Source organism: Ewingella sp. AOP9-I1-14, assembly GCF_052375995.1.
Taxonomy (GTDB): domain Bacteria; phylum Pseudomonadota; class Gammaproteobacteria; order Enterobacterales; family Enterobacteriaceae; genus Ewingella; species Ewingella allii.
This window is the reverse complement of sequence record NZ_JBQSVA010000008.1, coordinates 54,407-68,205: the sequence shown is the minus strand read 5'-3', so window position 1 is coordinate 68,205 and position 13,799 is coordinate 54,407. Positions and strand designations below refer to the sequence as shown.

The 13,799-nt window shown below is 56.1% G+C and carries 10 protein-coding genes; 6 read left to right on the top strand and 4 right to left on the bottom strand.

Translation table 11 applies throughout. The features are described 5' to 3' along the window. The first annotated feature begins 59 nt into the window (after positions 1-59). On the top strand, positions 60-1,751 hold the full coding sequence (gene dld, locus ACT3RT_RS19095) for a D-lactate dehydrogenase (protein WP_485903976.1): 1,692 nt from the start codon (positions 60-62) through the stop codon (positions 1,749-1,751). Positions 1,752-1,757: 6 nt separating this feature from the next. Here the strand turns inward: dld and ACT3RT_RS19090 are convergent, their stop codons facing one another. Then, entirely contained in the window at positions 1,758-2,381 is a 624-nt protein-coding gene (locus ACT3RT_RS19090; protein WP_485903974.1) for a TetR/AcrR family transcriptional regulator, read from the bottom strand. A gap of 134 nt (positions 2,382-2,515) precedes the next feature. On the opposite strand from ACT3RT_RS19090, the gene ACT3RT_RS19085 reads away from it, so the two are divergent. Genes ACT3RT_RS19085 through ACT3RT_RS19075 form a run of 3 tightly spaced genes read left to right on the top strand, consistent with a single transcriptional unit; the run spans position 2,516 to position 6,022 of the window. Then, positions 2,516-3,598, top strand: a complete 1,083-nt coding sequence (locus ACT3RT_RS19085) for an HlyD family secretion protein (protein WP_353503310.1) — start codon at positions 2,516-2,518, stop codon at positions 3,596-3,598. Then, the gene (locus ACT3RT_RS19080; protein ID WP_485903970.1) at positions 3,595-5,052 is read left to right on the top strand and encodes a DHA2 family efflux MFS transporter permease subunit; all 1,458 of its coding nucleotides are present in this window, start codon (positions 3,595-3,597) and stop codon (positions 5,050-5,052) included. Before ACT3RT_RS19085 ends, ACT3RT_RS19080 begins: the two co-directional genes overlap by 4 nt. A gap of 22 nt (positions 5,053-5,074) precedes the next feature. Continuing rightward, a complete protein-coding gene (locus ACT3RT_RS19075) occupies positions 5,075-6,022 on the top strand; it encodes an aldo/keto reductase (RefSeq protein ID WP_353503312.1) in 948 nt (315 codons plus the stop codon). 67 nt (positions 6,023-6,089) lie between these two features. Here ACT3RT_RS19075 and ACT3RT_RS19070 read toward each other — a convergent pair whose 3' ends face one another. Beyond that, positions 6,090-7,109 (bottom strand): sensor domain-containing diguanylate cyclase, encoded by a 1,020-nt coding sequence (locus tag ACT3RT_RS19070; protein ID WP_353503313.1) that lies wholly within the window; start codon positions 7,107-7,109, stop codon positions 6,090-6,092. Between the two features lie 237 nt (positions 7,110-7,346). Here ACT3RT_RS19070 and ACT3RT_RS19065 point away from each other — a divergent pair, with 237 nt between their 5' ends. Both ACT3RT_RS19065 and dcuR read left to right on the top strand, forming a co-directional pair. Next, complete coding sequence (locus ACT3RT_RS19065; protein WP_485903966.1) at positions 7,347-8,978, top strand: sensor histidine kinase; 1,632 nt, start codon at positions 7,347-7,349, stop codon at positions 8,976-8,978. Next, positions 8,975-9,694, top strand: coding sequence for a two-component system response regulator DcuR (gene dcuR / locus ACT3RT_RS19060; RefSeq protein ID WP_353503315.1), 720 nt, complete (start codon positions 8,975-8,977; stop codon positions 9,692-9,694). Before ACT3RT_RS19065 ends, dcuR begins: the two co-directional genes overlap by 4 nt. Positions 9,695-9,705: 11 nt before the next feature. Here dcuR and ACT3RT_RS19055 read toward each other — a convergent pair whose 3' ends face one another. Together ACT3RT_RS19055 and ACT3RT_RS19050 are read right to left on the bottom strand one after the other, a co-directional pair. Further along, a complete protein-coding gene (locus tag ACT3RT_RS19055; protein WP_496203576.1) occupies positions 9,706-10,665 on the bottom strand; it encodes an FAD:protein FMN transferase in 960 nt (319 codons plus the stop codon). 66 nt (positions 10,666-10,731) lie between these two features. Then, positions 10,732-13,509, bottom strand: a complete 2,778-nt coding sequence (locus ACT3RT_RS19050; protein WP_496203575.1) for a flavocytochrome c — start codon at positions 13,507-13,509, stop codon at positions 10,732-10,734. Positions 13,510-13,799: the final 290 nt, after the last annotated feature.

Sequence of the window (13,799 nt, the reverse complement as noted above, 5' to 3'; positions counted from 1 at the left end):
TGCAATCTGGTCATAAATTGATACAGTAGGAAGAAAATCAACTAAAACGAGCATTTATCATGACTACCTCTCTGATTAACCAGTTAAAAGACGTGGTTGGGCATAGCCACGTGCTGACCAAAGCCAACGACAAAGTGCCCTACACCAAAGGTTTTCGCGTCGGCAAGGGCGAGGCGCTGGCCGTCGCGCTGCCGAATTCACTGATAGAGATGTGGCAGCTGCTGAAAGTCTGCGTCGCCCATGATGTCATCATTTTGATGCAAGCCTCCAACACCGGCGTCACCGGCGGTTCCACCCCGGACGGCAATGATTATGACCGCGATATCGTGATTATCAGCACTCGCAAAATTAACGGTTTGCATCTGCTGGATAATGCCAATCAGGTGCTGGCCTTCCCCGGCACGACCCTCACCGAGCTGGAAAATGCCCTGAAGCCTTACCAACGCGAGCCGCACTCGGTGATTGGCTCCTCCTGCATCGGGGCGTCGGTGATTGGTGGCATCTGCAATAACTCTGGCGGTTCGCTGATCCGCCGTGGGCCTGCCTTCACTGAAAAATCGCTCTATGCCGCCATTGATGAGCAGGGCCAGCTGCAGCTGATTAACCATTTGGGCATTGAGCTGGGCGAAACGCCCGAAGAGATCCTCGCCAATCTGGTCAGCCAAAAATACACCACCGGCAACGCGGCGGACTGGCAGGGGCGGATTTGGGCCGATGATTATGAGAAAAAGCTGCGCGATGTCGATTCTGACCAGCCGACGCGCTACAACGGCAACCCTGAATATCTGCACGAAAGTGCCGGCTCCAGCGGCAAGCTGGCGGTATTCTCGGTGCGCCTGCCGACCTTTGAAAGCAGCCGTGGCACCACCACGTTTTACATCGGCGCCAATGACGAAACCGAACTGGTGGAGCTGCGCCGCTTTTTGCTAAAAAGCCTTAAAGCCTCGCCGTTGCAGGCTGAATACATTCACCGTCAGGCCTTTGATTTAACTATTCGCTATGCCAAACACGTGTATAAGGCCATTGGCAAACAGGGCGCGGCAAAGATCCCTGAAATGTTCGCGCAGAAAAACCAGATTGATAAAATCGTTCGCGCCATCCCGATCCTGCCAAACCACGCGTTTGACAGCCTGATCCAGCTTTACAATCGCGTCACGGCAGACGGCGTGGAGCCGCGCATCATGGATTTCCACCACCAGTTTGAGCATCACCTGATGCTGAAAACCGAGCAAAAAGACGCGCCGGAGCTGAAAGAACTTTTGCAGAGTTTCTTTGCCAGCCGGCAGGGTAAATTCTTTGAGTGCAGCAGCGCCGAAGAGAAGAATGCGTTTTTGATTCGCTTCGGCGTCGGGGCCTGTACCGTCTACTATTGCGAAGGCAAGGGGCTGGATATCAACCAGCGTCTGGTGGCGTTCGACGTAGCGCTGCGCTCCAACGACCCCGAATGGCGGCTGAAACTACCGGCTCATTTACAACAGCAGGTGCTGCTGGAGTCCTGCTGCGGCCACTTCTTCTGTTTCGTCAATCATCAGGATTATATCCTCAAACCCGGCTATGACCCGACTGCCTTCAAGCACGGCGTGCTGGAGTATGTCGAAACGCGCGGGGCGAAATACCCCGCCGAGCACAATGTCGGCAACCAGTACCACGCCTCGCCGGACTACGAGCGGCATATGCACCAGCTTGACCCAACCAACAGTTTCAACGCCGGGGTCGGCAAAACCAGTAAGAAGAAGTTCTGGCGGGTTTAAGCCTTCCTAACCGCAAATCATCTTCACCGCGCCATCGGCAATCTCGGTCAGTTCTGCGCGAGATTGCCCGGCCCGCGCCCGTATCGAAATACTGTGTAAAACCGATGAAGCCAGCATCGCCAAGGTCGCGGCGCTGGCCTCTTGGCCTAGCTCTCCGGCGTCAATGGCAGCCTGAATTCGCCCGGTAAGAAAAGCATCCAGTTTGCCCATCCCCTCGAGCAGAAAAGCTTTAATCTCAGCATCTTCAATGGCTTCCGTGGCGGCGGTGCCAATCATAAAGCAGCCGCGAGGCTGTCCCTCGCCCGAGAAATAGATCTCCAGTTGGCCTTGGTAGAACTGTATCAGCGCCTGCCGCAGCGTGAGGCCGTCATCGCCCAGCGCGGCGTCCATGGCGGCGGCGGCCTGCGACCAATAATGGCCCAGCGCCTTGAGGTAGAGCGCGTGCTTATCGCCAAATGCAGCATACAAACTTGGGCGATTCATGCCCGCCGCGCTGGCGATGCTGTCCAGCGACGCCGCTGAAAAGCCGGTATTCCAAAATACGCCCAACGCCTGCCCTAAGGCTTCCTCAGGGTTATAGGCGCGAGGACGCCCACGGCCTTTTGACTCCTTCGCTTTATTTTGTGCCATGTTGTACAAAATTCCTTGAATTCGGTTAGCGGATCGATATTCTTACATTGTCGCACAAAAATAAAAACTGTGCCTGTCTGAGCTGAAATCGCTCCAGGTTTTCACCACGCACTCTGAGAAAAGTGATAGTTACCATGACCCAAGCCGCTGATAACACTGCCACTCAAACCCGGCAACGCCTCCACTTTACACGCCCGATACTGCTGGTGGGATTGCCCGTGCTGCTCACGCTGGTGGGCGGCGGCTACTTTCTGGCAACGCTAAATTCGGTTTCCACTGATAACGCGTATGCGCGAGTGGCGAAAACCGCCATTAACGCCAGAGTGTCGGGGCAGGTGGTCAATATTGCCGTGGTGGACAATGAGCCGGTGCGCAAGGGTCAGGTGCTGTTCCAGATAAACCCAGAGCCATTACAAATCGCAGTAAACCGGGCGCAGGCCCAGCTCAGCGTGGCTCGCCTGCGGATTGAAGGGCTGAAAACCAGCTACCGCGAACAGCTGGCGGAGCTGCAATCAGCCCGCGAACAGGCCGATTTCGAGCAAAAGGATTTTGCCCGTAAAAAAGCCTTATTGGCGAATCAGTTTGTGTCGCAGTCGATGTACGAGCGCGCCGATACCGACCTGAAAGTCGCCCGCCAGCGCATCGCCTCCATTGAACAGCAGGTGGCGAATATTCTGGTGTCCCTGAATGGCGATCCAAATATCCACGTCGACAGCCACCCGGCGGTACGCGAGGCCCAGAGCCAGCTCGACGAGGCCCAGCTTTACCTCTCTTACGCCACCGTCAGCGCGCCAGAAGATGGCATTGTCACCAAGGTTGACGACTTACAGGTCGGCAACTTTATCAATAGCGGCGCGCCGGCCTTTGCCCTGCTGTCAAAGAAACACGTGTGGATTGAGGCCAATTTCCGCGAAACCCAAATCAGCCAGATGCGCGCCGGGCAGTCGGCGACCGTGCATCTCGACAGCTACCCAGACCGGGCTTTTAAGGCCCGCGTGGTCAGCATGAGTCCGGGAGCTGGGTCTGACTTTTCCCTGCTGCCGCCGGAAAATGCCACGGGTAACTGGGTCAAAGTGGTGCAGCGCGTGCCGGTGCGCCTGGAACTGGAGGAGATAGCGACGCAAATCCCACTGTTTTCCGGCACCAGCGCCAGCGTACAAGTGGAAACCGGCAAGCATAGTTGGTGGCAAGCCTTAAGCGGGCTGATAGCAAAATGAGTCGCCGCGCGCTGCGTTTTGCCGCCCTGCTGGCGACCTATCTTCAGGCGATGAACCTGTCCATCCCCAACTCGGCACTGCGTTTTATTCAGGGTGGCCTGTCGATGGCGGACGATCAGGCGGGCTGGATTTTCACCTCTTATCTGGCCGCCAGCGGCATTACCCTGCCGATTGCCCAGTGGCTCGCGGGCCGTTTTGGCTTGAAGAGGACCTATCTGGCGGCCTTAGCAACCTTTGCTTGCGGCCTATGGCTGGCGGCCACGGCCAATACCCCACTGGGATTTATCGCCACGCGTATTGTTCAGGGCGCGGCCAGCGGCATTATTGCGCCCCTTTCCATGGCGATTGCGTTGGAAACCCTGCCCCCGGAGCGTCGCCCCCATTTTGCAGCGAGCTGGACCGCCATCGTGCTGCTCGGCATTGTCAGCGGCCCGGCGATTGGCGGCTGGCTGGCCGACGACTTTGGCTGGCCGTCGCTGTTTCTCACCAGCATTCCCTTGGTGGCGTTTATCGCCTTAGTGACCAGTCTGGATCTGCTGGAGAAAAAATCCGCGCAGCCCGCACGCTTTGATTTCTTTGGCTTTATCAGTTTTACCGCCGCCATTATCGGCCTGCAAATGGTGCTGGATCGAGGCGAACGGCTGGAGTGGTGGGACTCGCCAGAGATTTGGCTGGAAGCCGCCACGGCGCTGCTTGGGTTCTGTTGGTTGGTGGTGCACGTGCTGACTTCACCAAGCCATTTCCTCAGCAAAGCGCTGTTTCGCGATCGCAATTTTGTCTTGTGCACACTGCTGTTTTTCGCCGCCGGTTTTGTGCTGCTGCCGACCATGGCGCTGACTTCGCCGATGCTCGACGAGCTGCTGGGCTACCCGCCCATGACGACCGGCCTGCTGACCCTTCCTCGCGGCATCGGCATTGTCGGTGGGTTTGTATTGATGAGCCGCGCGCCGAGGGGGATTGACCGTCGGCTGGCGGTAGCGGCGGGAACCGCCACGGTGATTTATGCCAATGCCACGATGCTCGATTACTCGCCGTTAATGGATTGGCCGCCGGTGGCGATTGCCGGAGCGATTCAGGGCCTTGGGCTGGGGGTGTTAATGCCAGCTCTGAGCCATGTCGCCTTTAGCACCCTTGCCCCGCAGCTTCGCCCAGAAGGGGCCGGGCTGTTTAATTTAGCCCGCACCTATGGCAGCACTCTGGGGGTCGCCGTGGTGCAGGCGCTGTTTTTCAACCATACGCAGGCGCTGCACCTGGCTTTCGCCAGCCACCTGACGCCGTATTACTTCGCGGCTGATCGCATCCCCGCCGCCAATCTGCCACAGCTGGCGGCGCTGAATGAAGCCATCACCGGCCAGGCGGCGTTTATCGCCCTGATCGGCCAGTTCAAAACGTTAATGGTGGTGATGCTGGTGGTGAGTCCACTGGTGCTGCTGTTACGAAAACCCAGCCCGTAAATAGAACCCAAGAGGTCAGAATATGAGTACCCAAGACAGGCTCCGCGAGACAAGATTCCCGATTCAACACGGCAGCGGCGCGATGCCAGCGGCAGGGTTTGGCACGCTATTTAAGGATCTTAGCGTCACCACGCAGGCAGTAACAGAGGCGCTGGAGGCCGGTTTCCGCCACTTCGACTGCGCCGAGCGCTACCAAAATGAAGCTCAGGTTGGCGCGGCGTTTCAGCAGGCATTAGCCTCTGGAAAGGTTAGCCGCGAGCAGCTGTTTGTCACCACTAAGCTGTGGAATACCCACCATCGCCCGGAATATGTCGCCCCGGCTTTGGAGGCCAGCTGCCGCCGTTTGCAGGTGGACTATGTGGATTGTTATTTGATTCACACGCCATTTGCTTTCCAGCCGGGAGACAATCTCGACCCGCGCGACGCCGAGGGGAAAGTGATTTATGACTCTGGCGTGACCTTACTCGAGACATGGCGGGCGATGGAGAAGCTGGTGGACGACGGGCGCTGCAGGGCTATCGGTTTGTCCGACATCACCCTGCCCGCGTTAAAACAGATTGTCGCCGACGCGCGCATCAAACCGGCGGTGGTGCAGGTGGAGTCCCACCCTTACCTGCCCGAGTGGGAGCTGCTGGAGTTTTGCCAACAGCAGGGCATTATCCTGCTGGCATTCGCCCCGCTGGGGCACGGCATGGAGCCGCGAGTGTTGGAGAATAACGTGATCACCACAATCGCTCAGCAGGTGGAGAAAACCCCGGCGCAGGTGGCCTTGGCTTGGGCGGCGCAGCGCGGCACAGCGTTCCTGACCACGTCTACCCGCCGCAGCCACATTGAAGAAAACTGGGATATTTCGACCCTGCCGGAGAGCGCGCTGAGCAGAATGAAGCAGGAGATTACTACCCGCATTCGCCTGAACTCGGTGGTGGAGACGGGCGTGCCGGGCTTTATTCCCCAGAAGAAAAACGACTGATTGAATCAACAATGCCTCCCCGTTTACTGGGGAGGTTTGGGGGATTTTGCCGGGCGAAAGGAAAAAGTCAGGCCACGCGCCATCTTCTGCGGCGGTTTTTCTCTTCATACATCTGGGCGTCGGCTTCGCGCAGCGCCATGTCCGGCGTGCTGTCCGTCGGGTTGATGGCCACCGCGCCGATGCTCGGCCCGGCGTAATCAATCAGACAAGATTGCAGCTGATATTCGCCGGTCAGCAGTTCGGACAGGCGCTTTTTGAAAGCCTGCGCCGCCTGTTGAGCTTCGCTAAACTCCATCGGCCCGGCCCCCGCGACCACAAACTCATCGCCGCCCACGCGGGCCATCACTTCATCGCCGCGCACGCCCTCTTTCAGCCTCTCTCCCACCGCCACCAGAAAATCATCCCCCACTTCATGGCCGTGGAGGTCATTGATCTCTTTAAAATCATCCAGATCGGCAAAGGCAATCAGCACATAGCGCGAAGTGGCGTGGGCCTGAGAAAACAGGGTCGGCAGCTGGTTGAACAGCGAACGGCGGTTCGGCAAGCCGGTCAGCTCATCGGTATAGCTGGCGGTGGTCAGCGCGTCGTTGGCGAGCTGTAATTTCTTCAACAACTGCTCGCTCTGGATCTGTTGAGCAATCAGGTTGGCGAACAGCTGAAGCACCTGCTCGCTGCGCTCGGACAATTCGCGGTGTTCAGAGCTGGCGGCGCACAGCGTGCCGTACAGCGAGCCGTCGGCCAGCGTTACCGGCGTGCTGACATAGGTGGTGATCCCCAGCGCCCTCGCGGCTTCTGAATCCCCCCAAATCCCAGCAACGTCGCAGGTGTAGCGGCGGCCTTCGTCCAGCGCGCGCTTGCACAGGGTGTCTCCCCAAGGCACCGACAGCCCCTCGGGGATATGCATATTGCTGCCATTGCGGGAAAACAGAATGTGCTGCTGCCCGCCATCTTCGTCAATACGAGTCAGGTAGGTGGACTCCATATTGGTCACCAGCTCGAGCATCTCCAGCAACTGCCGAACCAGTCCTTCGAGCGTATATTCTGCTTCTAACGCTGTCGAAATGCGTTCGAGAAGATTATCTGTCATATGTCATGAAACCTTTGGTGGAGAGAGTCGAGCGGGTGCGAATTTTGAGAGCGAACGTTTTAACATAAATTGCGCGCCCTCGACACGGGAGTTGAGCAAAAAATAATCGTTTAGCCATCAGGCGAGAAAGCTTCGCGTTCAGTTTGCGGCAATAGAGTAACAAGCTAGACTCTCGGCTGACAAACGTGGACCATAAGCTACCCCCTATGGTTAACGACACTTTTCCTTGAGACTTCAATGAGAGACACCAAACAACCTTTTGCCACGCGCAAACGCCCCATGAAACTGATGACCTCGGTCATTTTGATGATTGGCGCAGTGATCCTCTCCGTCCTGCTGGTTGTACATCTGCTCTATCTTATTCAGGTCAGCGATACCACCCGCGACGGCGTGAAAGAGAAGGCGCTGGCGGTGGCCCGCACGCTGGCTGACCTGCCGGAAATCAGGCGCGGGCTGACTCAGCCTTCGGACAGCGGCATCATTCAGCCGATTGCCGACGCGGCGCAGAAGAGAAATGACCTGCTGTTCGTGGTGGTGACCAACATGAGCGGCATTCGCTTCTCGCATCCGAATAAAGAGGTGATTAGCCGCCGCTTTATTGGTGACGACATCAATCCAGCCTTGCAGGGCAAAGAGAATGTGGCGATCAATCACGGGGTGTTGGTGGAGGCGCTGCGGGTGTTCACGCCAGTTTATGATGACCAGCACAAGCAAATTGGCGTGGTGGCGATTGGCATTTCCCTCAGCAAAGTGACCGAGCAAATCAATAAGAGCCGCTGGAGCATTTTGTGGACCGTGCTGTTTGGTACGCTGGTCGGCGCACTGGGGACCTTCGCCTTGGTGAAGATGCTCAAACGCATCTTGTTCGGGCTGGAACCTTATGAAATATCGACGCTTTTTGAACAGCGGCAGGCGATGTTACAGTCGATCAAAGAGGGGGTGATTGCCGTAGACCAAGACGCGCGGGTGACGCTGATTAATCAGGAAGCGCGCCACCTGTTTGGCGAAACCGCCCCCGAGTTTTCCATTAATGTCGAAAACATCGGCGGCTCCCAGCCACTGATCCATAATCTTAACGACGTGCTGCAAACTGGCGTGCCGCGTCAGGATGAAGAGATCAATGTCAAAGGCCGTTTATTGCTGAGTAATACCGTGCCGGTGCGCAGCAATGGGGTGATTATCGGCGCTATCTGTACCTTCAGGGATAAGACCGAAGTCAGCCAGTTGATGCAGCGCCTGAGCGGCATGGTAAACTACGCCGATTCGCTGCGTGAGCGCTCGCACGAGTTTATGAACAAGCTGCACGTGATCCTCGGGTTACTGCACATGAAGAGCTACACGCAGCTTGAGGATTACATTCTCAAAACGGCCAATAACTATCAGACAGAAATTGGCTCGTTGCTGTTAAAAATCAAATCGCCTGTTATTGCCGGTTTCTTGTTAAGCAAGATGAAACGCGCCACGGATATGCACCATCAGCTGACGCTCAGCGATGATAGCCTGCTGCCCGACAATGCCAATGAAGATCAGGTGGCGGCGCTGATCACCGCGCTAGGTAATTTGATTGAGAATGCGCTGGACGCTCTGGGCCAGCAGCCGAACGGAGAGATAAGCGTGTTGCTGCATTACCAGAATGGCTGGCTCGCTGGCGTGGTCAGCGATGACGGCCCCGGCATTCCGCCTGAGCATATTGATGCTATTTTTGAGAAAGGGTTTTCGTCGAAAGGTGAAGAGCGCGGCGTCGGGTTATCCCTGGCGAAACAGCAAATTGAGAACCTTGGCGGAAGCATAAGCGTTGAGTCAGAACCTGACGTATACACCCAATTTTTTGTACAACTCCCGTGGGATAGTGAGAGGAAACCGGCATGATCAATGTGCTGATAGTCGATGATGATGCCATGGTTGCAGAGCTTAACCGCTGTTATGTGACTCAGATTGAAGGGTTTACCTGCACTGGCGTGGCCTCAACCTTACAACAAGCCAAAGATCTGGTGTTGAATCCTCAACATCCTATCGACCTTATTTTGCTTGATGTCTATATGCAGCAGGAGAACGGGCTGGATTTGCTCCCCGTACTGCGCGATGCCGGTCGGCCAATCGACGTGATTGTGATCTCCTCCGCCGCCGATGCCGCCACCATTAAGAAGTCGCTGAACTACGGCGTGGTGGATTACCTGATCAAGCCTTTCCAGTTCCCGCGTTTTGAAGAGGCGCTGACCCACTGGCAGCAGAAGAAAACGCTGATGGATCACCATCAGTATTATGAGCAGTCTGACGTGGATCGGCTGATACACGGCGAGCCGCAGACCACGTCTGACAACAAAAAGCTGCCGAAGGGCTTAACGCCGCAGACCCTGCGCACCCTGTGCCAGTGGATTGACGCCCATCCTGACACCGAGTTCTCCACCGACGAGCTGGCGCACTCGGTGAATATCTCGCGCGTTTCCTGCCGTAAGTACCTGATTTGGCTAGCTGACAGCCATATCCTGTTCACCAGCATTCACTACGGGGTGACGGGAAGGCCGGTCTATCGCTATCGGCTGCAAGAAGATCATCACGCCCTGCTAAAACAGTATTGCCAGTAGTATTTGGGGAATTAGCGCAGCAGCTGGTAGCTATTATCCAGCAGCGTGAAGCCAAACTGGCGCTGTGACGAGCAGACAATCTGCTGCTGTTTAGTGACAAAAATCGCCTCGATATGTGCAAGGTCTTGCAGATACTCGAGGCTTTTTTCTACCCCCATGCCATACAACAGCGTGGTGTAGATATCGCCGTCGATGGAATCCTCAGAAATCACCGTCACGCTCTGTAACTCGTTATCCAGCGGATACCCGGTTTTCGGGTCGAGAATATGGTGGTAGCGGCGGCCGTCCAGCTCGAAATAACGTTCGTAGATGCCCGACGTAACCACAGATTTGTTGCTGACATGGATCACCCCCAGCAGCGCATCTTCGGCGGCAAACGGCTTTTTCAGCCCAATCCCCCACCCCTGTTCCCCACTGGCGCCCAGCGTCTGGACATTGCCGCCGAGGTTAATCAGCCCGTGCGGCACCTGCTCGGACAGCAGGAAATCCCTCACCACGTCAGCAATATAACCTTTGGCTATCGCGCCTAAGTCGATCTCCATTCCGGCGTATTGCAGGAAGACGGAGCGCGCGGTGTCATCGAGCACCACGTCATGGGGATTGGTCAGGGCGAGCAGGCTTTGCAGATCGCTGGCGGCGGGCACGCTGTGGCCGCTAAAGCCAATTTTCCAGCGTTTTACCACAGGGCCGATAGTGAAGTTGAACAGGCTGTCTTCGAGCAAACTCACGGCCTTGGCGCGTTTTATCAGCTCGTAAACCGGCGGGCTAACCACCACCGGGTGGCTGCCCGCCGCGTGGTTTACCGCCATCACTTCAGAGTGCGGGCGATTGACCGTGAAGATGTTCTCTTGCTGTTTGATCAGCCGGAAAACGCGTGACGCCAGACTCTCATTATGTTCAAACAGCTTGAGCAGAATGGGAGAGCCCATCAGCACGGCGGAGTAAGCATAAATTCGATCGTCTGGCGTCATAGATTTATCTCGTCAATCAAGTGGATAAAGCCTGCGCGCCGGGGAGGTGACGCAGGCTATTCGCCGTTATTTCATCGAGAAACGAGCGGCGTTGCGTCCTGCAAGAATACCGAAGATGATGATATCCGCAACGGCATTACCGCCAATTCGGTTGCCGCCGTGGATGCCGCCGACCACTTCACCGGCGGCGAATGCGCCGTTCAGGGTCTGTTTCTGGCTGTCCAGCACGCAGGTTTCGGTGTTAATGGTCACGCCGCCCATGGTGTGGTGAACCCCCGGCGCGATGCGAATGGCGTAGAACGGCCCCTGATTAATCGGATGGCGCATCGCCGTGGTGCGACCGAATTCCGCGTCGTGCTGCTTATCCACTGCGACATTGTAAGTCTCGAGGGTGGCGAGGAAGGCGTGGAAATCCATCTCCAGCTTGTTCGCCAGCTCGCGCGGAGACTCGGCGCTAATCACAAAACCGCGCGCGATATACTCATCGGCGGCCTTGTTGTTCAGTCGAACTTGCTCATCAAACACCACGTAGGCGTATTTTTCCGGCTGGGCGATGATTTGCGCCGACACCTTGTCGCGGGTTTCCATCTCATTAAAGAAGCGTTTGCCAGCCTGATTAACCAGAATCGCCCCGCCGCCGCGAATGGCTTCGGAAATCAGGTAAGAGGTGGTTTGCTCAACCGTCGGGTGGATTTGAATTTCGCCCATATCCACGGTATCCGCGCCGATGTTCTGCAAAATTGCGATGCCGCCGCCGGTTGCGCCTTTGTGGTTGGTGGTGACGAAGCCGTCCAGCTCAGGGCGATATTTCACCACCATGTCGCGGTTGGCGCTAAAACCGCCGGTAGCCACAATTACGCTTTTAGCATTGATAGTCAGCACTTCGTTTTCATCGTTTAACAGCTCGACGCCTTGCACTGCGCCCTGCTCATAACGAATCTGGGTCACCGAGGTATCGAGCATCACGTCAATATTGCGTTTATTGAGGTTCTTCACCAGGCCGCTAATCAGGAAGCCACCCACCGCGCTGCGGTCCGCCGGGCGGTGAGTACGGTCGATGCTCATCCCGCCGGTGATGGTGATATCACTCAGCTCGATGTCGTGCTCGGCTAGCCACTCCACGGCCTGCGGCGCGCGCTCGACGAACTCTCTCAGCAAGACCTGATTGTTCTTGAACTGGCCGCCCTTCAGGCTCTCTTGGTAGAACAGCTCTTTGCTGTCTTCAATGCCTTTGAGTTTCTGGAAGCGCGTTTCTGCCGCGTTCATGCCGACAGAGGCTTTGATGGTGTTGCCGCCGATGGTGGACATTTTCTCCACCACCAGCACTTTCGCCCCTTCATCACAGGCTTGGATCGCCGCGGCCAAACCCGCACCGCCGCTGCCGACCACCACCACGTCATAGCTTTGCGGCGCTGACAGGCTGCCGCCCTCTTCCAGCAGCTGGGCTTTGCAGGATTTAGCAATAGCTTTTGAAACGGCTTTCTTCACGGCTTCGCTTTGCGTGGTCGCGCCAGTGACGGCGTCCACGTGCGGGCTGTTAGCATCCAGAATGCGGCTACGAATGATGTCGAAGCTGGTGGTGAAAGCTACGTCTAACTCTGACTCGGCATCCAGCTCGATATCAGCAATGCGGTCGGTTTCCAGACTGACGTTAATCGCCAGCTGATGGGTATCGTCCTGCACTTTTTCATTAAAGACGCCGGCTTTGAATTTTTTCGACGTCATGCTCATGTCGCGGATCATCGCGTCGACCAGCGAGAAGCGCCACAGCGGCTCGGGGATGGTCAAAGCTTCGCGCTGGGTGCTGTCGATAAATAGCTCGAGTTTCTTATCTTGGGTGATGCGATCCGCCCAATCTGGATAAGCGATGCAGGCTTTGCCGACCGCCACCATGTCATAACCGTGCTCCAGCGCCAGCTCGGCATCTTCCATATTCACCACGCCACCGACGCCCATCACCGGCACTTTAGCCAGCGTCTCAGAGCGCATCGCGACATATTTGTCGATAAGCGGCGTTGGATCTTGGCTATCAACAATCGACGGACGCAGGGTGTAACCGACGGAGAAGTGCAGGTAATCCACACCGCGCGCCGCCAACTTTTCCAGCAGGTACATGGTGTCAGCGAAGCGAATGCCCGGCTCTTCAATCTCTTCTGGTGAGAAGCGGTAGCCGATAATGAAAGAAGGATCGGCGTATTGCTGCGCCATCTGGTGGGTGATTTCCAGCACCGCTAGCGGGAATTTGGCGCGGTTTTCGCGGCTGCCGCCCCATTGGTCGGTGCGCTGGTTGGAGTTTGGTGAGAAGAACTGCTGAATCAGGTAGGTGTTGGCGCCGTGGATCTCCACGCCGTCGAAACCGGCTTCAATGGCGCGACGCACGCCTTCGCCAAACTTAGCAATCATGCCGTCCACTTCTTCGCTGGTCAGCGCAATCGGCGTTGCGGCACCTTCACGCGGCGCGGCCAATGCACTTGGCGCGACCGGAGACTGGCCGCCAATCAGTTTTGGCTCGGTCATGCGGCCGCCGTGATAAATCTGCAATACGGCTTTTGAGCCTTTCTCTTTGATTGCTTGCGCAATTTTAGCCAGCCCCGGCACTTTGCTGTCGGTGTCGATACCAATGGCGCCGGGGAAGGCCAGACCTTTGTCGTCGATAAAGCAGCACTCGACGATAACCGTGCCGATGCTACCAGCACGGGCGCGGTAGTATTCCACCAGCTCGCTGTTGACTGAGCCGTCGTAAAAGCCGGTGCAGGTGGTCATCGGTGCCATCAGCAAACGGTTTTTCAACGCGGTGCCGTTTGGCAGAGTAATAGGACTCAATAACCGATCGCGATTTTTCATAATAATTAACTCCAACCTAAAGTGTTTAATATTTTGTGAATTCGGTATCGGATTAATTAATTCTTTTTAGTTAGTCTCCGTTCTCATAGTATTAATATATTACTTTCTTTAGTTTCATAATCTCTAACCTTAGTTATTTAACTATTTACCTATTAATATCCCGCTGCATTTATTAATGCATTGTTAAATGACAAATAGAATGATCACATTTAATCAAACACTCACCAGCTTTATATTTAATTAGGAAAAAATGCTTTATCAAGAATGAGACGCAATAACCCGACACAAGC